This window comes from Corynebacterium sp. KPL2830 (assembly GCF_040225635.1).
Classification (GTDB): Bacteria; Actinomycetota; Actinomycetes; order Mycobacteriales; family Mycobacteriaceae; genus Corynebacterium.
This window is the reverse complement of sequence record NZ_JBEHFR010000018.1, coordinates 20,052-42,630: the sequence shown is the minus strand read 5'-3', so window position 1 is coordinate 42,630 and position 22,579 is coordinate 20,052. Positions and strand designations below refer to the sequence as shown.

The following is a 22,579-nucleotide window of genomic DNA, read 5'->3' as shown; positions in this document are numbered from 1 at the left end:
CACGCCAATCCAGAAAAGGAATTGTTAAATGAGCACCAAGTCTAAGGCTTATAAGGCCGCTGCGGAACTGGTAGATAAGTCCCGCCTGTACCGTCCGATCGAGGCTGCAAAGCTGGCCAAGGAGACCTCCTCCAAGAACTTTGACGCCACCGTTGACGTCGTCTTCCGCTTGGGCGTTGACCCACGCAAGGCTGATCAGCTGGTGCGCGGGACCGTGTCCCTGCCTAACGGCACCGGTAAGGACGTTCGCGTCGCCGTCTTCGCTGAGGGCGAGAAGGCAACCGCAGCCCAGGAAGCTGGCGCTGACATCGTCGGTACCTCCGAGCTGATCGAGCAGATCAACGAGGGCAACCTGGACTTCGACGTTGCCATCGCTACCCCGGACCAAATGGCCAAGGTTGGCCGCGTCGCCCGCGTCTTGGGCCCACGTGGTCTGATGCCTAACCCGAAGACCGGTACCGTGACCAATGACGTTGCTAAGGCAATTAGCGAGGTTAAGGGCGGTAAGATCTCCTTCCGCGTGGACAAGGCTGCAAACCTGCACGCCATCCTTGGTAAGGCTTCCTTCGATGCTGAGAAGCTCGCTGAGAACTACGGCGCCCTCATGGATGAGATCCAGCGCCTGAAGCCTGCTTCCGCTAAGGGCATCTACATCAAGCGCGCCACCATCTCCACCACCTCCGGCCCAGGCATTCCTGTGGACGGCTCCGTACAGAAGGGCTACACCGACTAAGACGGTGATAGCGCATAGCGCGTGAATGAAGACCCCGAGGATTTTCCTTGGGGTCTTTTGCATCGTTCAACAGGCCTTGCGGTGTGAACGAAAAGTCTAGGTATTGAGCGTTAGTCTGCGCCTTTGACCTCGGCGTAGGCATCTAGGGCCGCCTGGCGCGACTGCCTGAGATCCACGATGGGTGGGGCGGATAGCGTGGGAGCCCAGCGGCGGATATAGGCGCCTTCGGGGACGAAGCGCTGTGCCTGGGTTTCAGGGTTGAAGATGCGGAAGAAGGGCGCGGCATCATCGCCGCAGCCGGCCACCCATTGCCAGTTAAATGGGTTGGATGCGGCATCGGCATCCACCAGGGTGTCCCAAAACCATTCCTCGCCTAGGCGCCAATGGATTCCCAGGTTCTTGGTGAGAAACGATCCCACCACCATGCGCACGCGATTGTGCATGTATCCGGTTTTCCAGAGTTCGCGCATACCGGCATCGACAAGCGGTATACCCGTCGTCCCGTCCTGCCAATCCTTTAGCCGCGGGTCATCCCAGGACCAGTCGAAGCGGTTGAATTTTTGCTGCACGTTGCGGGTGGCCAGATCGGGCAGGTGGTAGAGCCGGTGCCAGGCAAAGTCGCGCCACAGCAACTCGGAGTGGAACTTCTCCGCGTCGGGCTCCTCGGCGGCGGCCACCCAGACCTCGCGCGGGGATACCTCGCCAAAGCGCAGGTGCGGCGATAGCAGAGAAGTGGCGTTGTGCGCGGGTATATCGCGTTCTCTGGCATAGTGAGTTAAGTCGAGCTGGGCTAGGCGTTCGCGCGCACCTGCCTCCCCTGGCGTCCAATACTGGGCGAGCGACGCAGCCCACTTCGGTTCAGCGGCGCTGGGATCGGGCCAGCTGCTGCTTGCCGATGCCCCCATCTCCCGCCCCGCCAGCAATTCCGGTACTGGCAGCGGTTCCTCATCAGCAAGCTGGGACCGCGCGGCGGCCGCGAAGGGAGTAAAGACTTTATAAGGGTTGCCCTGGGCGTTGGTGACCTCCCATGGCTCCACGAGGGTGAAACCGGGGCAGGAGATGGCGTTAATTCCGGCATCGGCAAGCGTTGCTTTGACCCTGGCGTCTACCTCGCGCAGCGGGCCGTGGTAGCGGCGGTTCCAGGTGACGGTATCGGCGCCAACCTCGTGGGCGATGCGGGGAATGACGGTGCGGGCATCCCCGGTAGCGCGGAGGAGCTTCACCCCGCAGGTTGCGAGGTCCTGCGCAAGGGCATAAAGCGAGCGCTCCCGCCACCAATTGCTGGCACCACCGAGTGGTCGGGTACCGGGGTAGGCGGGCTCATCGAGAACTATGGCCACTAACTCTGGCTTTGAACCGTCTTTATCATCGGTGGCGGCTTGCGCTGCGCGGGTGAGAGCCTGGTTATCGGATAAGCGCAGGTCATCGCGAAACCACATGAGGGAAGTCATAGTAGATAGCCTACGCGGGTGGGCAATTTGGGAATACGAGGAAAGTACGGTAGTATCGCTTCTGAAGTTTGAACGGCCTTGTGGCCGAGTCAAAGTTCACCGAAGACCGTTGGTCATCCATTAAGGATTGAAAGTTCTCCACCATGGAGGCGGCCCACGCAGGAGACACTTTGCGCATTCCGCGGCATTTCTCATGTCGCACGCCCTGTGCTCTTGCACGGGGCTTTTCTTTTTGGAAGGCCCCGGCGGAAAATAAAAGAGATGTTTTGGAAGGAGGCGAGAGACAATGGCAAACCCAAAGAACACTGCAGACTTGGCAGAGCTGAAGGAGAAGCTGGCCGATTCTGGCTCCGTCGTTTTGACTGAGTACCGCGGCCTGACCGTATCCCAGCTGCAGGAGCTGCGTAACAACCTGGGCTTTGACGTTGACTACTCCGTCGCCAAGAACACCCTCTTCAAGATCGCTGCCAACGAAGCTGGCATCGAAGGTCTTGATGATTTGCTGACTGGCCCGACCGCAATTGCGTTCATCAAGGGCGAGGCAGTAGATGCTGCGAAGGTCATCACCAAGTTTGCTGATGACAACAAGGCACTCGTCATCAAGGGTGGCTACATGGACGGCGACGCATTGTCTGCGGAGCAGGTTCAGGCCATCGCCAAGCTGGACAACCGCGAGACCACCCTCGCAAAGCTGGCTGGCGCTATGAAGGGTTCTATGGCGAAGGCAGCCGCTGTCTTCAACGCTCCTGCAACCAAGGCGGTTCGCACCGTTGTTGCTCTGCAGGACAAGAAGGAAGCAGAAGCTTAAGTCGTCACAACAGACGCACACATAAAACACCGTGCCTGTTACCCCATCACCGGGGAACAAGCACACAACACAGAAAGGACTTGCCATCATGGCTAAGCTCACCAAGGACGAGCTCATTGAAGCTTTCAAGGAAATGACCCTCATCGAACTGTCTGAGTTCGTTAAGGAATTCGAGGACGTCTTCGACGTTGAGGCTGCTGCACCGGTTGCCGCTGCTGCACCGGGCGCCCCGGCTGAGGGCGGCGCTTCCGCTGCTGAGGAGCAGACCGAGTTCGACGTCGTTCTGACCGACGCTGGCGCTAAGAAGATCGGCGTTATTAAGGCTGTCCGCGAGCTCGTCTCCGGCCTGGGCCTGAAGGAAGCTAAGGAAATGGTTGAGGGCGCACCTAAGGCCATCATCGAAGGCGCTTCCAAGGACGACGCTGAGGCTGCTAAGACCAAGCTGGAAGAGGCTGGCGCTTCCGTCGAGCTCAAGTAATTTAACTGAGCTTCACGCTTTCGAAGCCCCCACTCTTACCGCGCTATACGCGGTGGGAGATGGGGGTTTCTCCCGTTTTGCGGGTTCCTTGAGCTTAGTGGGTCGTTGCGACGACTCTAATAATGATTGTCTCAGCGGTAGACTCAAGTTTCAAAGTGTGACACTATAGGATTGTGGAATTTAGGAGAGATAGCTTAGAGCTGTTTCACATTAATGGTAAATCGCCCAAGTACGTACCTCCTGAATTGCGGAAAGTATTACGCCGGAAGTTGATCATGATTGATCGATCTGCGACAGTTTCTGATTTAAGAGTTCCGCCAGCGAATCACCTGGAAAAGCTTAGAGGTCAGTTCGAAGGCTTTTATTCGATTCGAGTAAATGCACAGTGGAGGATAATTTTCCGGTGGACAGAGAAGGGAGCTATCGATGTTGACTTCATCGATTACCACTAATGGGTCTGAAGGAGCACTGGACATAGTCCCTGTGCCGCACCCAGGTGAGGTATTAAGCGAAGAGTTTTTAACGCCTTTAGGTATTACTCAATATCGCTTGGCGAAGGACGTTTTTAGCAGCAAATCCCAGATTTCGAAGCTTGTCCGAGGGCGAATTGGATTGAGCGCGGATATGGCTTTGCGTCTTTCAGCATATTTTGGCAATTCCGCCGAATTCTGGTTGGGATTGCAAGAAGAATATGACCTTTGGTGCGCTCGGCGCACGACGGACACGAGCGGCATTATTGCCTGGGATAAGCACACGGCGTAGGAATCTTAGGTTTAGTCCGCTCAGGCCCGCCTGTAGAAACTAGGATTCGGGGGTTAGCGCTGTAGAATTAGCCCCCATGCTGCCCAAGTCCCGCATCTTTTCCGTCCTTTTACTTGGCCTCGGCGTAGCGCTGGTGGCCGCCGGAGTAGCGGCGCCGGCGTTTTTGGATTTCTCGCCGCGGTTGCCGTTGGAACTCAAAAACACTACGTGGACCCTTAAGGATGACTCCGCGGATTCCCAAGTGGTCAATAAGGATGGCACGTCGCCTTATTCTGGGCCGATGACCTACCAGATTAATGCGGGCATCCAAGAGCCTTCAGATGAAGATACCGCGACGCTGCGCATAGGGGAGACGCGCCTGCGCGGCGATGGTCAGGGCATCGACGATTTAAGCCAGGCGCAGGTGTGGACCTATCCCATCGACCGTCTGAGCGGTGAGGCAGAGGCAGAAGCCAGCCTGAGCCACACTTTGGCTAGCCCCGAAGATCAGGTGGCCATCGACGGGTACTGGCTGAAATTCCCAGCGGATGCGGAGAAAACGAACTACCCGGTTTTTGACCCCACCCTGCGCAAGGCGGTGGACGCGGTCTTTGAAGAAGAAACTGACATAGAAGGCCGCACGGTGTATCGCTATCACCAGGAAATTGAACCAACGAACGTAGCGCAGCTGTATGCCGCCGATGGCAATACCACCTCCTTCCCCAAGGAAGATGGGGGTCAAGAACCTGGTTATTTGATGCACTCGGGCAGCCGAGACTTCTACGTCGACCAAGCCACCGGCTTGGTGGTGGGCATGGATATGGATATCGATGACTACTACGCGGATCGCGAGGGGGTAGGGCGCGAGCGAGCCTTTGTCTTTAATGGTTCCACTTCACAGGAAAGCCGTGCGGCGCTCATCGCGGAAGCAGAATCATTCCCACGCAACCACATGGCGGAGATCGCGCGCTGGGTAGCCCTAGGAATCGGTATCTTGCTTACCTTTATTGGGGTCATTGGGGCACTTGGAATATATGACCGTAAAAACAAGCATGTACGCCGTCACGGAAAGAAAAACGTCACCCAAATAGCTAGGCAAAGTTCCAGCTAAGAGCCTTAAGTGTGGTTCGGGTTGCGGTTGCATGAGTTTTTAGTGGTACGGTGCTTGTGGTTGCCGCGATAGACGCGGTGCAGCATTACTGCCGCGTTGGCGCAGCGGCGAGCGAGAGCTTGCCCCCGAACGCGGAATGAAAAAGCCTTAAGAGTGGTGTGTCTTTACATACCTGAGTTTTTCCTATACACTAATTCGTTGCGCTGGAATCTGGATCTTCGGTGCACATTTAGCCTTTCGGGTTGGTGATGGCAAAACCGACTTGACAAGGTGATTTTGTGCATTCTGAACCCAGACACTCCACAGCAGACCGAATGCTAAAATTACCAGCGGTTTTGCTGCTCGTCGGCCAGGGCGAGTAGCAATCCGCGTGAGGTGCTGGAAGGACCCATCTTGGCAGTCTCCCGCCAGACCAAGTCAGTGGCCAATATCCCCGGAGCCCCGAAGCGATACTCGTTTGCGAAAATTAGCGAGCCTATCGCCCTGCCGGGCCTCCTTGACGTACAACTCGATTCCTTTGCTTGGCTCGTCGGCTCGCCGGAATGGCGCGAGCGTGAGCAGGCTGAGCGCGGCGATGACGCACGCGTGACGAGTGGCCTTGAGGATATCCTCGAAGAGCTCTCGCCGATTCAGGACTACTCGGGCAATATGTCCCTGTCCCTGTCGGAGCCTCGCTTCGAGCCGGTGAAAAACACCGTCGACGAGTGTAAAGAAAAGGACATCAACTACTCCGCGCCGCTGTACGTGACCGCAGAGTTCATTAATAACGACACCCAAGAGATTAAGTCGCAGACCGTCTTCATCGGTGACTTCCCGATCATGACGGATATGGGTACCTTCATCGTGAACGGTACCGAGCGCGTCATCGTCTCCCAGCTGGTGCGTTCCCCGGGCGTGTACTTCGATCGTTCCATCGATAAGTCCACCGAACGCCCGCTGCACTCCGTGAAGATTATTCCTTCCCGCGGTGCTTGGCTGGAGTTCGACGTGGACAAGCGCGATACCGTCGGCGTGCGCATTGACCGCAAGCGCCGTCAGCCGGTAACCGTCCTGTTGAAGGCTCTGGGTTGGACCGAGGAGCAGATCAAGGAGCGATTTAGCTTCTCTGAGCTCATGATGTCCACCTTGGAATCTGACGGTGTATCCAATACCGATGAAGCGCTGCTGGAGATCTACCGCAAGCAGCGCCCAGGCGAGCAGCCTACCCGCGAGTTGGCGCAGTCCTTGTTGGATAACTCCTTCTTCCGCGCTAAGCGCTATGACCTTGCGAAGGTTGGCCGTTACAAGGCCAACCGCAAGCTGGGACTTGGCGGCGACCACGACGGTCTAATGACCCTGACGGAAGAAGACATCGCCGTCACCCTGGAGTACTTGGTACGCCTGCACGTTGGCGAGCGCGAGATGAAGGCGCCAAACGGCGAGATGATTTCGCTGAACACCGACGACATCGACCACTTTGGTAACCGTCGTCTGCGTACCGTAGGTGAACTCATCCAGAACCAGGTTCGCGTGGGCCTGTCCCGCATGGAGCGCGTCGTGCGTGAGCGCATGACCACTCAGGATGCCGAGTCCATCACGCCGACGTCTCTGATTAACGTGCGCCCGGTCTCCGCTGCTATCCGCGAGTTCTTTGGTACCTCGCAGCTCTCGCAGTTCATGGACCACAACAACTCCCTGTCTGGCCTGACCCACAAGCGCCGCCTATCCGCGCTGGGCCCGGGTGGTCTGTCCCGTGAGCGCGCCGGCATCGAGGTGCGAGACGTGCACGCTTCGCACTACGGCCGCATGTGCCCGATTGAGACCCCTGAGGGTCCAAACATTGGTCTGATTGGTGCGCTGGCGTCCTACGCCCGCGTGAACCCCTTCGGCTTCATCGAGACCCCGTACCGCAAGGTCGTTGACGGCAAGATTACGGACCAGGTGGAGTACCTCACCGCTGATGAGGAGGACCGCTTCGCCATTGCTCAGGCCGAGGTCGAGCAGGACGAGGAAGGCCGTTTGATTGGTGAGCGCATCGAGGTCCGCCTGAAGGAGGGTGACATCGGAGTGACCGATGCCTCCGGTGTGGACTACGTTGACGTTTCCCCGCGTCAGATGGTCTCCGTTGGTACCGCCATGATTCCGTTCTTGGAGCACGACGATGCTAACCGTGCCTTGATGGGTGCGAACATGCAGAAGCAGGCGGTTCCGCTGGTTCGTTCCGAGGCCCCACTGGTGGGTACCGGTATGGAGCAGCGCGCTGCCTATGACGCCGGCGACGTCGTCATCACGCCAAAGGCCGGTGTGGTAGAAAACGTCACCGCCGACGTCATCACCATCATGGACGATGAGGGCCAGCGCGATACCTACATCTTGCGCAAGTTCGAGCGCACCAACCAGGGCACCAACTACAACCAGACCCCGCTGGTTTCCATGGGTCAGCGCGTAGAGGCCGGCCAGGTTTTGGCCGATGGCCCAGGTACCCACAACGGTGAGATGTCGCTCGGCCGTAACCTGCTGGTTGCGTTCATGCCATGGGAAGGCCACAACTACGAGGACGCCATCATCCTCAACCAGCGCATCGTGGAAGAGGACATCCTGACCTCCGTCCACATCGAGGAGCACGAGATCGATGCTCGTGACACCAAGCTGGGTGCCGAGGAAATCACCCGCGAGATTCCAAACGTCTCGGAGGACGTCTTGAGCGACCTCGATGAGCGCGGCATCATCCGCATCGGTGCTGACGTTCGTGCCGGCGATATCCTGGTGGGTAAGGTCACCCCGAAGGGTGAGACCGAGCTGACTCCGGAAGAGCGCCTGCTGCGCGCCATTTTCGGTGAGAAGGCCCGCGAGGTGCGCGATACCTCCATGAAGGTTCCGCACGGTGAGGTGGGCAAGGTCATCGGCGTTGCCCGCTTCTCCCGCGATGATGACGACGACCTGGCACCTGGCGTCAACGAGATGATCCGCGTCTACGTGGCACAAAAGCGCAAGATCCAGGACGGCGATAAGATGGCCGGCCGCCACGGCAACAAGGGTGTTGTGGGCAAGATCCTGCCGCCAGAGGATATGCCGTTCATGGAGGACGGCACCCCGGTGGACATCCTGCTGAACACCCACGGTGTGCCGCGTCGTATGAACATCGGCCAGGTTCTTGAGCTGCACTTGGGCTGGTTGGCTCACGCTGGTTGGAAGGTCGACACCGAGGATCCGGCTAACGCCGAGCTCCTCAAGACCTTGCCAGAAGAGCTTTACGATGTCCCTGCGGACTCCCTGACCGCCACCCCGGTCTTCGATGGTGCTACCAACCACGAGATCGAGCGCCTGTTGGCATCGTCCCGCCCGAACCGCGACGGCGACGTACTGGTCAACGAGCACGGTAAGGCCACGCTTTTCGATGGCCGCTCCGGCGAGCCGTACAAGTACCCCATCTCCGTGGGCTACATGTACATGCTCAAGCTGCACCACTTGGTCGATGAGAAGATTCACGCTCGTTCCACTGGTCCTTACTCCATGATTACCCAGCAGCCACTGGGTGGTAAGGCTCAGTTCGGTGGCCAGCGCTTCGGCGAGATGGAGGTGTGGGCAATGCAGGCTTATGGCGCTGCCTACACCCTGCAGGAGCTGCTGACCATAAAGTCCGATGACGTGGTAGGCCGCGTGAAGGTCTACGAGGCCATCGTGAAGGGCGACAACATTCCAGATCCGGGCATCCCTGAGTCCTTCAAGGTGTTGCTCAAGGAGCTGCAGTCCCTGTGCCTGAACGTGGAAGTTCTTTCCACCGACGGCACCCCGATGGAGCTGTCTGGCTCTGATGACGATGACATGGATAGCCCATCGCTTGGCATTAACTTGTCCCGCGATGAGGGCTCCTCCGCTGACATCGCCTAAATAGATTCTCGGTCCACTGCGGAATGCACGGTTCCGGTGTTTACCACCGGAACCGCCGCGGGCGGGCAATAAAGATTAATTCATTAAAAGCCATCAATTCCTCACATGACGAGGATGAAAGGGAGACATTACGTGTTTGACGTAAATCTCTTCGACGAGCTCCGCATCGGTCTGGCCACTGCTGACGATATCCGTCGCTGGTCTAAGGGCGAGGTTAAAAAGCCCGAGACCATTAACTACCGCACGCTGAAGCCGGAAAAGGACGGCTTGTTCTGCGAGCGCATTTTCGGACCTACCCGTGACTGGGAGTGTGCTTGTGGTAAGTACAAGCGCGTCCGTTACAAGGGCATCATCTGTGAGCGTTGCGGCGTAGAGGTCACCAAGTCCAAGGTGCGCCGTGAGCGCATGGGCCACATTGAGCTGGCCGCTCCGGTAACCCACATCTGGTACTTCAAGGGCGTTCCTTCCCGTCTGGGCTACCTGCTGGACCTGGCTCCGAAGGACCTTGAGCGCATCATCTACTTCGCCGCCAACATCATCACCTCCGTTGATGAAGAGGCTCGCCACAACGATCAGTCCACTCTGGAAGCAGAAATGCTGCTGGAAAAGAAGGACGTTGAGGACGATACCGAGTCCGAGATCGCAGAGCGCGCTTCCAAGCTCGAGTCCGACTTGGCAGAGCTGGAGGCAGCCGGTGCGCGTGCCGATGCCCGCAAGAAGGTACAGAACGCTGCCGATAAGGAAATGCAGCACATCCGTGAGCGCGGCGAGCGCGAGGTCGCACGCCTGGATGAAATCTGGAACACCTTCCTGAAGCTTGCTCCGAAGCAGATGGTCATCGATGAGACCATCTACGAAGAGCTGGTTGACCGCTACGAGGATTACTTCACTGGCGGCATGGGTGCAGAAGCCATCCAGACCTTGGTCCGTAACTTCGACCTCGAGGCAGAGGCCGAGGAGCTGCGTGAGATCATCAACAACGGCAAGGGCCAGAAGAAGATGCGCGCGCTTAAGCGCCTCAAGGTTGTTGCCGCATTCCTGAACTCTGGCAATGACCCGGCAGGCATGGTGCTGGACGCTATTCCGGTTATCCCGCCTGAGCTGCGCCCGATGGTGCAGCTGGACGGTGGCCGCTTCGCCACCTCGGACCTGAATGACCTGTACCGCCGCGTTATCAACCGCAATAACCGCCTAAAGCGCATGATCGACCTGGGTGCACCAGAGATCATCGTGAATAACGAGAAGCGCATGCTGCAGGAGTCTGTGGACGCGCTCTTCGATAACGGCCGCCGTGGCCGTCCGGTTACCGGCCCGGGTAACCGCCCGTTGAAGTCCTTGTCTGACTTGCTGAAGGGTAAGCAGGGTCGTTTCCGCCAGAACCTGCTGGGTAAGCGCGTGGACTACTCCGGTCGTTCCGTTATTATCGTCGGTCCGCAGCTCAAGCTGCACGAGTGTGGTCTGCCGAAGCTGATGGCACTCGAGCTGTTCAAGCCCTTCGTTATGAAGCGCTTGGTCGAAAACGACTACGCCCAGAACATCAAGTCTGCAAAGCGCATGGTGGAGCGCCAGCGCCCAGAGGTGTGGGACGTGCTGGAGCAGGCCATTTCTGAGCACCCTGTGATGCTCAACCGTGCGCCTACGCTGCACCGCCTGGGCATTCAGGCCTTCGAGCCGAAGCTGGTTGAGGGTAAGGCTATTCAGCTGCACCCGCTGGCCTGTGAGGCCTTCAACGCCGACTTCGACGGTGACCAGATGGCAGTTCACCTGCCGCTGTCTGCAGAAGCACAGGCGGAAGCTCGCGTGCTGATGCTGGCTTCCAACAACATTCTGTCTCCGGCATCCGGTAAGCCACTGGCTATGCCGCGTCTGGATATGGTGACCGGCTTGTACTACCTCACCATGGACAAGGCAGAGGACGAGATCGGCGGCAATGGTCGCTACCGCGAGGCTGGCGAGGACTACCCGGCAACCGGTGTGTACTCCTCTTACGCTGAGGCCCTGATGGCTTATGACCGTGGCACCGTTGGTCTGCAGGCACCGATCAAGGTTCGCATCGATCACCTGCGCCCGCCAGAGGACATCGAGGCAGAGCTCTTCCCTGATGGCTGGTCCAAGGGCCAGGCATGGTTGGGCTACACCACCATCGGCCGCATCATGTTCAACGAGCTGCTGCCGTGGAACTACCCGTACCTTGAGGGCATCATGGTCCGCAAGGGCGGCGGCACCGATGGCAAGGTGCTCATTGGTGACGTGGTCAATGACTTGGCCACCAAGTACCCAATGATCACCGTGGCCCAGGTACTGGACAACATGAAGGACGCTGGCTTCTACTGGGCAACCCGTTCCGGTGTGACCATTACGATGTCTGACGTACTGGTGCTGCCGAATAAGACCGAGATCCTCGAGTCTTATGAGAAGGAAGCAGAGCGCATCGAGCGTAAGTACTGGGAGCAAGGTGCTCTGACGGAGCGCGAGCGTTATGACCGCCTGGTTGAACTGTGGAAGGATGCTACCGACACCGTTGGTGAGGCCGTCGAGAACATCTACCCGGATTACAACCCGATTCCAATGATTGTGAAGTCGGGTGCTGCCGGTAACATGCGTCAGATCTGGACGCTGGCCGGTATGAAGGGCATGGTTGTGAACTCGCACGGTGATTACATCACCCGCCCGATTAAGACCTCCTTCCGCGAAGGCCTGTCCGTGCTGGAGTACTTCAACAACTCCCACGGTTCCCGTAAGGGTCTGGCCGATACCGCGCTGCGTACCGCTGACTCTGGTTACCTCACCCGTCGTCTGGTGGACGTCGCTCAGGACGTCATCGTCCGCGAAGAGGATTGTGGTACCCGCCAGGGCGTGCGTGTTCCTATCGGCGAGGTATCCGGCGATAAGGTCGTCCTCTCCGAGCTGTGGGAGACCTCCGCTTCCGGTCGCGTACTTGCCACCGACGTCAAGGACGAGAACGGCGAGGTCGTCGCAGAGGCTGGTGCTGACTTGACCGAGGAGCTCACGCAGAAGCTTCTCGATGCCGAGGTCACCGACGTCAAGGTCCGCTCCGTGCTGACCTGCCAGACCCCGGCTGGTGTCTGTGCTAAGTGCTACGGCAAGTCCATGGCTTCCGGCCAGTTGGTCGACATCGGCGAGGCCGTCGGCATCGTGGCTGCACAGTCCATTGGTGAGCCTGGTACCCAGCTGACCATGCGTACCTTCCACCAGGGTGGTGTCGGTGGCGACATTACCGGTGGTCTGCCGCGTGTTCAGGAGCTCTTCGAGGCCCGTAACCCGAAGAACCGCGCACCGATTGCCTCCGTGGACGGCACCGTGTCCCTGTCCGATGAAGGCAACTTCTGGACCATGACCATCACCCCGGATGACGGTTCCGATGACGTGGTCTACGAGAAGCTGTCCAAGCGCCAGGGTCTGGCCCAGGTGCGTCGCCCGATGGAGTCCAACCCGGATGCGATGATCGAGCGTTCCTTGAAGGACGGCGACCACGTTGAGACCGGTGACCGCTTGATGCGTGGTGCGGCTGACCCGCACGACGTGCTCGAGGTTCTGGGCCGTCGCGGCGTGGAGCAGCACCTCATCAACGAGGTGCAGGCCGTGTACCGCACCCAGGGTGTGGCCATCCACGACAAGCACATCGAGATCATCATCCGCCAGATGCTGCGCCGCGGTACCGTCATCGACGCCGGTACCACGGAGCTGCTGCCGGGTAACCTGATCGACCTTTCTGAGGCCAAGCAGATGAACGCTGCTCAGGTCGCAGAAGGCGGCGAGCCGGCTCAGCTGCGCTCGGAGATCATGGGTATTACCAAGGCGTCCTTGGCTACCGAGTCCTGGCTATCCGCCGCTTCGTTCCAGGAGACCACGCGTGTGCTTACCGATGCCGCTATTAACAAGCGCTCCGATAAGCTCATCGGCCTCAAGGAGAACGTCATCATCGGTAAGCTGATCCCGGCCGGTACCGGTATCTCCCGTTACCGCAATATCTCCGTCAAGCCGACCGAGGCTGCGCGCAACGCCGCATACTCGATTCCGACTTACGGCGATTCCATCTACGGTGACGATGGCTTCGGTGAATTCACCGGCGCCTCCGTCCCGCTGGATGAGGACTTCACCTTCTAAGTCCTAGGCGCTCGTGCCCCTCGGCACCGCGTCCAGTCAGAGCCCCCGCTTCCGTGTTAAACGGTAACGGGGGCTCTTGCCGTTGGAGTCTGTTGGCGCGGTTGAGCACGCCAATTCGGCCGCCGAATTGGTTGTGGGGACCCGTATGCGTGCCTGCTAGTATGAGTAAAGCCTGTGCCCAGATAAGTAAAATGTGGGCCTTGGGCTATTTGATTTAAACCATTACACGGGAGCTTTCAGAATCTGTGGGCCCGTGGGGCGCACAGGCCGCACCGGCACAGAAATGAAGGCTGAGATACTGCGATATGACGCGGTGAACCGTTGAACCTGATCCGGGTAATTCCGGCGAGAGGGAGAAAATAATGACTGCTAATACTACTGGGGCCGCAGCACCAAAGCGCAGCTTGGACTGGCGCGTGGTGGACATCGTGGTGGCATCAGTCTTGGGTGTTGCCTGTGGTTTCGTGTTCTTGGGCTGGAATGCCGTGGGCTATGCCTGGTACGAGGCCATGGATGCTCTTACGCCGGGTCTTGGTGGCTTGGCCACCGGCATCTGGCTGCTGGGCGGCATCCTGGGTGGCTTGGTTATCCGTAAGCCGGGTGCGGCGGTGTACGTGGAGGTCCTTGCCGCGACGGTATCGGCCGTCTTGGGTTCACAGTGGGGCATTAGCACCCTGTACTCGGGCCTGGCGCAGGGGATTGGTGTGGAGATCATTCTCGCCATCTTCATGTACCGCCAGTTCAACCTTGGGGTGACCATCCTGGCCGGTATGGCAGCAGGCTGGGGCGCCTTTGTCCTAGAGCTGTTTACCTCCGGTAACCTCGCGAAGTCCTTCGAGTTCAATATGATCTACTTGGTCACGTTGACCATTTCCGGTGCTATCTTGGCCGGAGCCCTGGGCTTTTATGTGGTGAAGGCATTGGCAAAGACCGGTGCCCTTGACCGCTTTGCAGTAGGCCGCGAACAGCGCGCTTAGGGCTTAGACCGCTGTGACTGATTTTTCACGCTTAGCAGGAAACGCCACAAAAATTGCGGCCCGCGGCTACGGCTGGACCCACGCTGGGCGCTCCCAACCGGCGCTGCAGGACATAGACCTCGTCATCGAACCCGGTGAGAAAGTCTTGCTGTGCGGGGATTCCGGTTCCGGAAAGTCGACGCTATTGGCGGCGATGGCAGGTGTCTTGGGTTCCGATGAGGAAGGCACGCGCACCGGCGAGATTACCTTGGAGGATTCTGCGGGCACGGTCGAAGAGCCGGGTCGGACCATTCCGGTGGGGTTGGTTCTGCAGGATCCGGATTCGCAGGTCATCTCCGCGCGCGTGGGCGACGATATCGCCTTTGGCTGCGAGAACCTGGCATATCCGCGCGAGGAGATCTGGCGTAGGGTGCAACAGGCTCAGGAGCTGGTTGGCCCCTACGTGGACCTGGATTTTCCTACCGAGCACCTCTCCGGCGGGCAGAAGCAACGCCTGGCGCTTGCCGGGGTCATCGCCATGGGCGCGGGCGTGGTCCTATTGGACGAGCCCACCGCCAACCTGGATCCGGAAGGGGCGCAGGACGTGGTGCGGGCCGTCGGCAAGCTGGTAGAGCACACCGGTGCCACCTTGGTGGTGGTCGAGCATCAGTATGCGGCGTGGGAAAGCGTGCTGGATCGCGCGGTAGAGCTGCAGGATGGGCGCATTATTTCCGATGGTCCCTTTGCTGACGCTGCCCGCAAGCGCCAAGTCACCGGTCTTCCGCAGGCAAGGTCGCTAGAAAGCGATGCGCTCGCAGGATCCACTGCGGCGCTGTGGAGCAAGGATTTGGTAACCCGCTATGGTCCGCCGCGATCCATCTCCCTGCCGGCGGGGGCTTCGACCGTCATTACCGGGCGCAATGGCGTGGGAAAATCGACGTGGCTGATGACTATGGCGGGGCTACTGACGGCCGAATCCGGGGAAATCGGGGTCGCTGACTTCATCCGCCGCGGCGTCAAGGGCCCGCCTTCCCGGTGGAAATCTCGCGAATTGGCTGACCGGATTGGTTTCGTCTTCCAAAATCCGGAACACCAATTTGTCGCCCGCAGCGTGGAAGAGGAATTGCGGGTCGCGCCCAAGGTCATGCGCGTCGATCCCCCAGAAAAGCGCATCGCACAACTGGTGGAATCGCTTCGCCTGGGGCACCTGCTCAAGGCCAATCCGTTTACGCTATCCGGCGGCGAAAAGCGCCGGCTTTCGGTAGCAACGGCTCTGGTGACCGCGCCGGAGGTGCTGCTATTGGACGAGCCGACCTTTGGCCAGGATCCCGGCACCTTCGTGGAATTGGTGGGCTTGTTGCGCCAATTGGCCGATGAAGGCACGACGATTGCGTCCATTACCCATGACCCGCTGTTCATGGCGTCCTTGGGCGATTACCAGGTGGAGGTGCGCGGTGCCTAATCTCTTGCGCAACGTCAACCCGCTAACCCGTATCTTCTTGATGTTCGTCTGGGTTACGCCGCTGCTTGCCTCCATCGACTGGGTTTCGGCGGCGATATCGCTAAGCCTGACACTCATCTTGGCGCCGTTATGTGGCGTCTCCTGGGTGCGCTTGTGGAAGGCCGGTTGGTTCTTATTCCTTATCGCCCCGCTATCGGGGATTTCCATGCTGCTCTATGGCGCGCCCGGGGGAGAGGAGTACTTCAGCTGGTGGCTGATTACGGTGACGGAAAATTCGCTCACCTTGGCCATTGCGATCACGCTGCGTGTGCTTGCGGTCGCACTACCAACGGTGGTGCTCGCACGCGATATCGATCCCACCGAGCTTGGCGATGCCCTCTCGCAGATCCTCCGCCTTCCCTCCCGCTTCGTTATCGGCGCCGTGGCCGGCGTGCGGATGATGACGCTCCTGAAATCCGATTGGCAATCGCTCGGCATGGCGCGCAGGGCCCGCGGGCTCACGGATGAAGGGCGCTTCAAGCACTTGCTTACGATGTCCTTTGGTCTGTTGGTCATTGCCCTGCGCCGCGGCGGCAAGCTTGCGACCGCGATGGAAGCACGCGGTTTCGGGCGCACCCCACCCGGAGGAGGGGAGCGGACCTGGGCCCGAGAATCCAGGCTGCACGCCCACGATGGGTGGGTGATGGCCTGCGGCCTCGCCCTTGCTTGTGTACCGGTGGTAACTTCGGTACTTACTGGGGCCTGGAGATTCTTTGGCCTTTAATCCGCGAAAGCAGTGATTCAAGCACTATGGACATTGATGCCGAACAAGAGCGCCTCTTGGAGGACATCGTTAAGCTAGCAGCCTCGCGAAAGCGTGCGTTTAAACCCGTCACGGTGCTTATCGATGGTCCCTCGGGCTCCGGCAAAACCTGGACCTCCGCCGCCTTGGCAGATCGCACCAATTGGCGGGTGGTTCACCTTGATGAATTCTATCCCGGCTGGCATGGCCTGGAAAAGGGCTCTGAGATGGTGGGCGAGCAGGTCTTGCGCACCATGAATCCCGGCTATTGGCGCTGGGATTGGGAAGCCAACTGCCCCGGTGACTGGGCCAGCCTCGATGTGCGCGATGATCTCATCGTCGAGGGCGTTGGCTCCGTCACCGCTGACAACATTGCGGCCGCGAAAAAGCGCGGCGCGGTGGTGACCGTGCGCATCGATGGCCCCCGCGAGCAGCGCTATGAGCGCGCGATTGCGCGCGAGCCGGCCTATGAGAAGTGGTTTACCACCTGGGAAGAGCAGGAGAAATCCTACTTTTCCGACAAGGCTGCAGAGCCAGACCTGACGTGGGAGTGGGAGTAACCCTTCCGCGCAGCCGGCAGGATGGCCTAGCTGTTTTGTGTTCGTAGCGCTGGCTTTGCTAGTCTTATCTCTAGTTCACTATGTACCGCGCACCCTGTGTGAATATGGCGCGCAAAGAACATGGTGAAAAGTCTGATCCTTAACAAGGCACCCGCCTTGGGAAGAGTTCTGGACATGCGGCAGCGCCCCGGGAAAGAGCGCCTATTTTTGCATGTTTGGTTCCCTTCTTAAGAAGTGGTGCAATTCGACAGAAAGACTGTTTAATGCCAACTATTCAACAGCTGGTCCGCAAGGGCCGCCAGACCAAGCGCAAAGAGGTCTCTACCGCTGCGCTGAAGGGTTCCCCGCAGCGTCGTGGCGTGTGCACCCGCGTGTACACCACCACCCCGAAGAAGCCGAACTCCGCTCTTCGTAAGGTTGCCCGTGTGCGCCTTACCAGCGGTATCGAGGTTTCGGCCTACATCCCAGGTGAGGGCCACAACCTGCAGGAGCACTCCATGGTCCTCGTTCGCGGCGGCCGTGTGAAGGACCTTCCAGGTGTTCGTTACAAGATCATCCGCGGCTCCCTGGATGCCCAGGGCGTCAAGGACCGTAAGCAGGCTCGTTCCCGTTACGGCGCAAAGAAGGGACAGTAATAAACAATGCGTAAGAATGCTGCTCCGAAGCGTCCTGTAGTAAAGGACCCGGTATACAACTCCGAGCAGGTAACCATGCTCGTCAACAAGATCCTCCAGGATGGCAAGAAGTCCACCGCAGAGCGCATCGTCTACGGCGCGCTTGAGGCTTGCCGTGAGAAGACCGGCACCGACCCGGTTGGCACCCTGGAAAAGGCCCTGGGCAACATCCGCCCGGACCTCGAGGTTCGCTCCCGCCGTGTGGGTGGCGCTACCTACCAGGTTCCTGTTGAGGTCCGCCCAGACCGTGCCAACACCCTGGCACTGCGCTGGATGGTGACCTTCACCCGCCAGCGTCGCGAGAACTCCATGATCGAGCGTCTCTCCAACGAGATCCTGGATGCCTCCAACGGCCTCGGTGCTTCCGTGAAGCGCCGTGAGGATACCCACAAGATGGCTGAGGCTAACCGCGCCTTCGCTCACTACCGCTGGTAATTTTTAAGCACCTTCATCAATGGCCTAAGCAACGAGAAACGAGTTTCGCGCTGATTTCCGGGTTTCCCGGCGGCGAATTAAAACTTCATATCTCTTGCTTAGGCCATTTTGGTGGCGCGTGGTGTGATTTAGTCCAGCACAGCTGGCCCAGTCCAGCGCATTCGCTTTGTGTCCAGTACACTGAAGCGATGGAAGTCTAGGAGCCGCTGGGCACCTAGCACGGCCACACAATGGCAAACTTTTCAAGAACTTATCCATGCAGGCGTCTTAGCCAGGTTTCTGGTCACGGCGTCGACGACTATTAAGTTGGGGTATAAACGTGGCACAAGAAGTGCTCAAGGATCTGAACAAGGTCCGCAACATTGGCATCATGGCCCACATCGATGCTGGTAAGACGACCACCACCGAGCGTATTCTCTTCTACACCGGTATCAACCGTAAGGTGGGCGAGACGCACGACGGTGCATCCACCACTGACTGGATGGCACAGGAAAAGGAACGCGGCATCACCATTACCTCGGCTGCCGTGACCTGTTTCTGGAACAACAACCAGATCAACATCATTGACACCCCGGGTCACGTTGACTTCACCGTTGAGGTTGAGCGCTCCCTGCGTGTCCTCGATGGCGCCGTCGCCGTCTTCGACGGTAAGGAAGGTGTGGAGCCGCAGTCCGAGCAGGTGTGGCGCCAGGCTGCCAAGTATGACGTTCCGCGTATCTGCTTCGTCAACAAGATGGACAAACTGGGTGCGGACTTCTACTTCACCGTTGACACCATCGTTGAGCGCTTGGGCGCTAAGCCGCTCGTCATGCAGCTGCCTATCGGCGCTGAAGATGACTTCGACGGCGTTGTTGACCTGCTGAACATGCAGGCCATCACTTGGCGCGGCAAGGTCGAGACCGGTGCTGAACCAACCTACGAGGAGATCCCTGAGGACCTCAAGGAAAAGGCTGAGCAGTACCGCGAGCAGCTGGTTGAGGCCGTTGCAGAGTCTGACGAAGAACTCATGGAGAAGTACTTCGGCGGCGAAGAGCTTTCCATCGACGAGCTGAAGGCCGGTATCCGCAAGCTGACCATCAACTCTGAGATTTACCCGGTCTACTGTGGTACCGCTTACCGCAACAAGGGTGTCCAGCCGCTGCTGGATGCTGTTGTGGACTTCCTGCCTAACCCGCTGGACGTGGGCGAGGTTATCGGCCACGCTGTGGGCGATGAGGACCAGCAGCTTACCCGTAAGCCTTCCGTTGAGTCTTCCTTCTCCGCACTGTCCTTCAAGATTGCAGCTCACCCATTCTTCGGTCAGCTCAACTTCGTGCGCGTTTACTCCGGCCAGGTCACCCCTGGTACCGAGGTCATGAACTCCACCAAGGGCAAGAAGGAGCGCATCGGTAAGCTCTTCCAGATGCACGCCAACAAGGAGAATCCGGTGGAGCAGGCTGACGCCGGCAACATCTACGCCGTTGTTGGTCTGAAGGAAACCACCACCGGTGACACCCTGTGTGACAAGAATGACCAGATCATTCTTGAGTCCATGGACTTCCCGGACCCGGTTATCAAGGTCTCCATCGAGCCGAAGACCAAGGCCGACCAGGAGAAGCTGGGTAACGCCATCCAGAAGCTCGCTGCCGAGGACCCAACCTTCACCGTTGAGTTGGACGATGAGACCGGCCAAACCGTTATCGGCGGTATGGGCGAGCTCCACCTCGACGTTCTTGTTGACCGCATGAAGCGCGAGTTCAAGGTCGAGGCGAACATCGGTAACCCACAGGTTGCTTACCGCGAGACCATTCGCCGCAAGGTGGAGTCCATCGACTACACCCACAAGAAGCAGACCGGTGGTTCCGGCCAGTTCGCAAAGGTTATCTGCACCATCGAGCCGTACAACCCGGACCCAGAGACCTTGGAAGAGGGCGAGTCTGCAACCTACGCCTTCGAGAACGCCGTGACCGGTGGCCGCGTGCCGAAGGAATACATCCCTTCCGTCGATGCTGGTATCCAGGATGCAATGCAGTACGGCTACCTGGCTGGCTTCCCGATGGTCAACATCAAGGCAACGCTGGAAGACGGCGCTTACCACGACGTTGACTCCTCCGAGATGGCTTTCAAGCTGGCCGGCTCCCAGGTATTCAAGGAAGCTATGGCCAAGGCAAAGCCGGTTCTGCTGGAGCCAATGATGGCCGTTGAGGTTGTTACCCCTGAGGAGTACATGGGCACCGTTAACGGTGATATCTCCTCCCGTCGTGGCCAGGTCTTCGCCATGGAAGACCGTTCCGGCGCCAAGGTTGTCAAGGCTAAGGTGCCGCTGTCTGAAATGTTCGGCTACATCGGTGACCTGCGTTCTTCCACCGCAGGCCGCGCTAACTTCACCATGGTCTTCGACTCCTACGCTGAGGTTCCTTCCTCCGTGGCACAGGAGATCATCGAAGAGCGCACCGGCGGCGCTAACTAATAACGACGCCCCGCCCATTAAGCGGAGGCTAAGGGCTGGTAGTCTCTGCCAGTAGATGCCAGCCTCACCGCTAAATGCGGCAACTGGGCCGGGTAGCGGCGGGCTGAGTTTGCAGCTAAAACCATTGGTTGTGAATTGAGCCGGCCGTTACCCTCCCAGGATCCTTTATTTGAGACTCTTGTTGAGGGAAATGGCCGCGAAAATACGCGGGGTTACCTCCTATAATGGCGGTTTGAAAAAACCGCGGGATAAATCTAGGATCGTGTAACTGGCACGTAAAGAAAGCGTCATTAGCGCTTTGCCCCAGACAATGGGTCAGGTGCCAATGACAACTGTCAACCACGTGGCTGCGAAGGTCGTAGCCACCATATAGTCCAGGAGGACATACAGTGGCAAAGGAGAAGTTCGAGCGTACGAAGCCGCATGTGAACATCGGCACCATCGGACACGTCGACCACGGCAAGACCACCACCACCGCAGCGATCACCAAGGTTCTGGCTGACCAGTACCCTGAGGAGAACCAGGCATTCGCGTTCGACATGATCGACAAGGCTCCTGAGGAGAAGGAGCGCGGTATTACCATTAACATCTCCCACGTGGAGTACTCCACCCCGAAGCGTCACTACGCACACGTTGACGCCCCGGGCCACGCCGACTACATCAAGAACATGATTACCGGCGCAGCTCAGATGGACGGCGCTATCTTGGTTGTTGCTGCAACCGATGGCCCGATGCCGCAGACCCGCGAGCACGTTCTGCTTGCTCGCCAGGTTGGCGTTCCTTACATCCTCGTTGCACTGAACAAGTGCGACATGGTTGACGATGAGGAAATCATCGAGCTCGTGGAGATGGAAATCTCCGAGCTGCTCGCAGAGCAGGACTACGATGAGGAAGCTCCTATCGTTCACATCTCCGCTCTGAAGGCACTCGAGGGTGACGAGAAGTGGGTACAGTCCATCGTTGACCTGATGGAGGCCTGCGACAACTCCATCCCTGACCCGGAGCGCGCTACCGACCAGCCGTTCCTGATGCCTATCGAGGACATCTTCACCATTACCGGCCGCGGTACCGTTGTTACCGGCCGTGTTGAGCGCGGTCGTCTGAACGTCAACGAGGACGTTGAGATCATCGGTATCCAGGAGAAGTCCCAGAACACCACCGTTACCGGTATCGAGATGTTCCGCAAGATGATGGACTACACCGAGGCTGGCGACAACTGTGGTCTGCTTCTGCGTGGTACCAAGCGCGAGGACGTTGAGCGTGGCCAGGTTGTTATCAAGCCGGGCGCTTACACTCCTCACACCAAGTTCGAGGGTTCCGTCTACGTCCTGAAGAAGGACGAGGGCGGCCGCCACACCCCGTTCATGAACAACTACCGTCCTCAGTTCTACTTCCGCACCACCGACGTTACCGGTGTTGTGAACCTGCCTGAGGGCACCGAGATGGTTATGCCTGGCGACAACGTTGAGATGTCCGTTGAGCTCATCCAGCCTGTTGCTATGGACGAGGGCCTGCGCTTCGCTATCCGAGAAGGATCCCGCACCGTCGGCGCTGGCCGCGTTACCAAGGTTCTCGACTAATCGAGACCCCGTAACCGCTCAGTAGAGCTTCTAAAGTCCGCTGCACCGCATGCCGGTGCGGCGGACTTTTTTTAATCCCTAGACGCGTCTTGAGTTCAGAGGGTCGTTGCAACACTTTCCCTTAGGAGGGTGTTGTTGTGCCTGGAGTTGTTGGCCCGTTTCATTCGTTGTCTGAGCCGGATCGTCGTGGCTTGGTGTCCATGGTTGGCAGTGGGCGTAGCATTCGCTCGGCTGCTGGTGAGCTTGGCTGTCATTACGTGCATGCTTTGAATTTTTGCCATGCTCACGGAGTGCCAGTCATACATAAAGCTAAACGAGTTGATCGCCGCGGTAGCCAGGCTTTACAGCTTGTAGAACTAGTT

At 58.7% G+C, this 22,579-nt stretch carries 17 protein-coding genes; 16 read left to right on the top strand and 1 reads right to left on the bottom strand.

From position 1 onward, the window contains the following. Positions 1–28 precede the first annotated feature (28 nt). Positions 29–733: a 50S ribosomal protein L1 gene (gene rplA / locus ABRP87_RS07640; protein ID WP_023025157.1), complete on the top strand. Its 705-nt coding sequence runs from the start codon at positions 29–31 to the stop codon at positions 731–733. 110 nt (positions 734–843) lie between these two features. On the opposite strand, the gene ABRP87_RS07635 is transcribed toward rplA, so the two are convergent. Continuing rightward, a complete protein-coding gene (locus ABRP87_RS07635) occupies positions 844–2,184 on the bottom strand; it encodes a cryptochrome/photolyase family protein (RefSeq protein WP_349868243.1) in 1,341 nt (446 codons plus the stop codon). A gap of 286 nt (positions 2,185–2,470) precedes the next feature. Here ABRP87_RS07635 and rplJ point away from each other — a divergent pair, with 286 nt between their 5' ends. From rplJ to tuf, 15 genes are all read left to right on the top strand, one after another. Beyond that, the gene (gene rplJ, locus ABRP87_RS07630) at positions 2,471–2,992 is read left to right on the top strand and encodes a 50S ribosomal protein L10 (RefSeq protein WP_349868242.1); all 522 of its coding nucleotides are present in this window, start codon (positions 2,471–2,473) and stop codon (positions 2,990–2,992) included. 88 nt (positions 2,993–3,080) lie between these two features. After that, positions 3,081–3,470 (top strand): 50S ribosomal protein L7/L12, encoded by a 390-nt coding sequence (rplL, locus tag ABRP87_RS07625; RefSeq protein WP_005276856.1) that lies wholly within the window; start codon positions 3,081–3,083, stop codon positions 3,468–3,470. A gap of 173 nt (positions 3,471–3,643) precedes the next feature. Next, positions 3,644–3,922: a type II toxin-antitoxin system RelE/ParE family toxin gene (locus ABRP87_RS07620; protein WP_284642670.1), complete on the top strand. Its 279-nt coding sequence runs from the start codon at positions 3,644–3,646 to the stop codon at positions 3,920–3,922. Then, positions 3,897–4,232: a HigA family addiction module antitoxin gene (locus tag ABRP87_RS07615; protein ID WP_284864783.1), complete on the top strand. Its 336-nt coding sequence runs from the start codon at positions 3,897–3,899 to the stop codon at positions 4,230–4,232. The genes ABRP87_RS07620 and ABRP87_RS07615 overlap by 26 nt, the downstream gene beginning before the upstream one ends. 76 nt (positions 4,233–4,308) lie before the next feature. After that, entirely contained in the window at positions 4,309–5,322 is a 1,014-nt protein-coding gene (pgfA, locus tag ABRP87_RS07610) for a cell envelope lipid trafficking protein PgfA (RefSeq protein WP_349868241.1), read from the top strand. A gap of 375 nt (positions 5,323–5,697) precedes the next feature. Beyond that, the gene (rpoB, locus tag ABRP87_RS07605; protein ID WP_349868240.1) at positions 5,698–9,192 is read left to right on the top strand and encodes a DNA-directed RNA polymerase subunit beta; all 3,495 of its coding nucleotides are present in this window, start codon (positions 5,698–5,700) and stop codon (positions 9,190–9,192) included. Between the two features lie 132 nt (positions 9,193–9,324). Beyond that, positions 9,325–13,320: a DNA-directed RNA polymerase subunit beta' gene (locus ABRP87_RS07600; RefSeq protein ID WP_349868239.1), complete on the top strand. Its 3,996-nt coding sequence runs from the start codon at positions 9,325–9,327 to the stop codon at positions 13,318–13,320. A 362-nt stretch (positions 13,321–13,682) separates the two neighbouring features. Then, positions 13,683–14,297 (top strand): ECF transporter S component, encoded by a 615-nt coding sequence (locus tag ABRP87_RS07595; RefSeq protein WP_023025165.1) that lies wholly within the window; start codon positions 13,683–13,685, stop codon positions 14,295–14,297. A gap of 13 nt (positions 14,298–14,310) precedes the next feature. Beyond that, complete coding sequence (locus tag ABRP87_RS07590) at positions 14,311–15,738, top strand: ABC transporter ATP-binding protein (RefSeq protein WP_349868238.1); 1,428 nt, start codon at positions 14,311–14,313, stop codon at positions 15,736–15,738. Continuing rightward, entirely contained in the window at positions 15,731–16,501 is a 771-nt protein-coding gene (locus ABRP87_RS07585) for an energy-coupling factor transporter transmembrane component T family protein (protein ID WP_023025167.1), read from the top strand. Before ABRP87_RS07590 ends, ABRP87_RS07585 begins: the two co-directional genes overlap by 8 nt. Before the next feature lie 26 nt (positions 16,502–16,527). Next, complete coding sequence (locus ABRP87_RS07580; RefSeq protein WP_349868237.1) at positions 16,528–17,079, top strand: nucleoside/nucleotide kinase family protein; 552 nt, start codon at positions 16,528–16,530, stop codon at positions 17,077–17,079. Between the two features lie 263 nt (positions 17,080–17,342). Next, positions 17,343–17,714, top strand: coding sequence for a 30S ribosomal protein S12 (gene rpsL / locus ABRP87_RS07575; protein ID WP_005276879.1), 372 nt, complete (start codon positions 17,343–17,345; stop codon positions 17,712–17,714). A gap of 6 nt (positions 17,715–17,720) precedes the next feature. Next, positions 17,721–18,188, top strand: coding sequence for a 30S ribosomal protein S7 (rpsG, locus tag ABRP87_RS07570; protein WP_023025169.1), 468 nt, complete (start codon positions 17,721–17,723; stop codon positions 18,186–18,188). A gap of 319 nt (positions 18,189–18,507) precedes the next feature. Further along, positions 18,508–20,637, top strand: coding sequence for an elongation factor G (fusA, locus tag ABRP87_RS07565; RefSeq protein WP_349868236.1), 2,130 nt, complete (start codon positions 18,508–18,510; stop codon positions 20,635–20,637). A gap of 389 nt (positions 20,638–21,026) precedes the next feature. Beyond that, a complete protein-coding gene (tuf, locus tag ABRP87_RS07560; protein WP_023025170.1) occupies positions 21,027–22,217 on the top strand; it encodes an elongation factor Tu in 1,191 nt (396 codons plus the stop codon). The last annotated feature ends 362 nt before the right edge of the window (positions 22,218–22,579 follow it).

What these genes read in the sequence shown, in the direction of transcription:
- rplA (WP_023025157.1), top strand. Translation starts at nt 29, where the DNA reads ATGAGCACCAAGTCTAAGGCTTATAAGGCCGCTGCGGAACTGGTAGAT.
- ABRP87_RS07635 (WP_349868243.1), bottom strand. Translation starts at nt 2,184, where the DNA reads ATGACTTCCCTCATGTGGTTTCGCGATGACCTGCGCTTATCCGATAAC.
- rplJ (WP_349868242.1), top strand. Translation starts at nt 2,471, where the DNA reads ATGGCAAACCCAAAGAACACTGCAGACTTGGCAGAGCTGAAGGAGAAG.
- rplL (WP_005276856.1), top strand. Translation starts at nt 3,081, where the DNA reads ATGGCTAAGCTCACCAAGGACGAGCTCATTGAAGCTTTCAAGGAAATG.
- ABRP87_RS07615 (WP_284864783.1), top strand. Translation starts at nt 3,897, where the DNA reads ATGTTGACTTCATCGATTACCACTAATGGGTCTGAAGGAGCACTGGAC.
- pgfA (WP_349868241.1), top strand. Translation starts at nt 4,309, where the DNA reads ATGCTGCCCAAGTCCCGCATCTTTTCCGTCCTTTTACTTGGCCTCGGC.
- ABRP87_RS07595 (WP_023025165.1), top strand. Translation starts at nt 13,683, where the DNA reads ATGACTGCTAATACTACTGGGGCCGCAGCACCAAAGCGCAGCTTGGAC.
- ABRP87_RS07580 (WP_349868237.1), top strand. Translation starts at nt 16,528, where the DNA reads ATGGACATTGATGCCGAACAAGAGCGCCTCTTGGAGGACATCGTTAAG.
- rpsL (WP_005276879.1), top strand. Translation starts at nt 17,343, where the DNA reads ATGCCAACTATTCAACAGCTGGTCCGCAAGGGCCGCCAGACCAAGCGC.
- rpsG (WP_023025169.1), top strand. Translation starts at nt 17,721, where the DNA reads ATGCGTAAGAATGCTGCTCCGAAGCGTCCTGTAGTAAAGGACCCGGTA.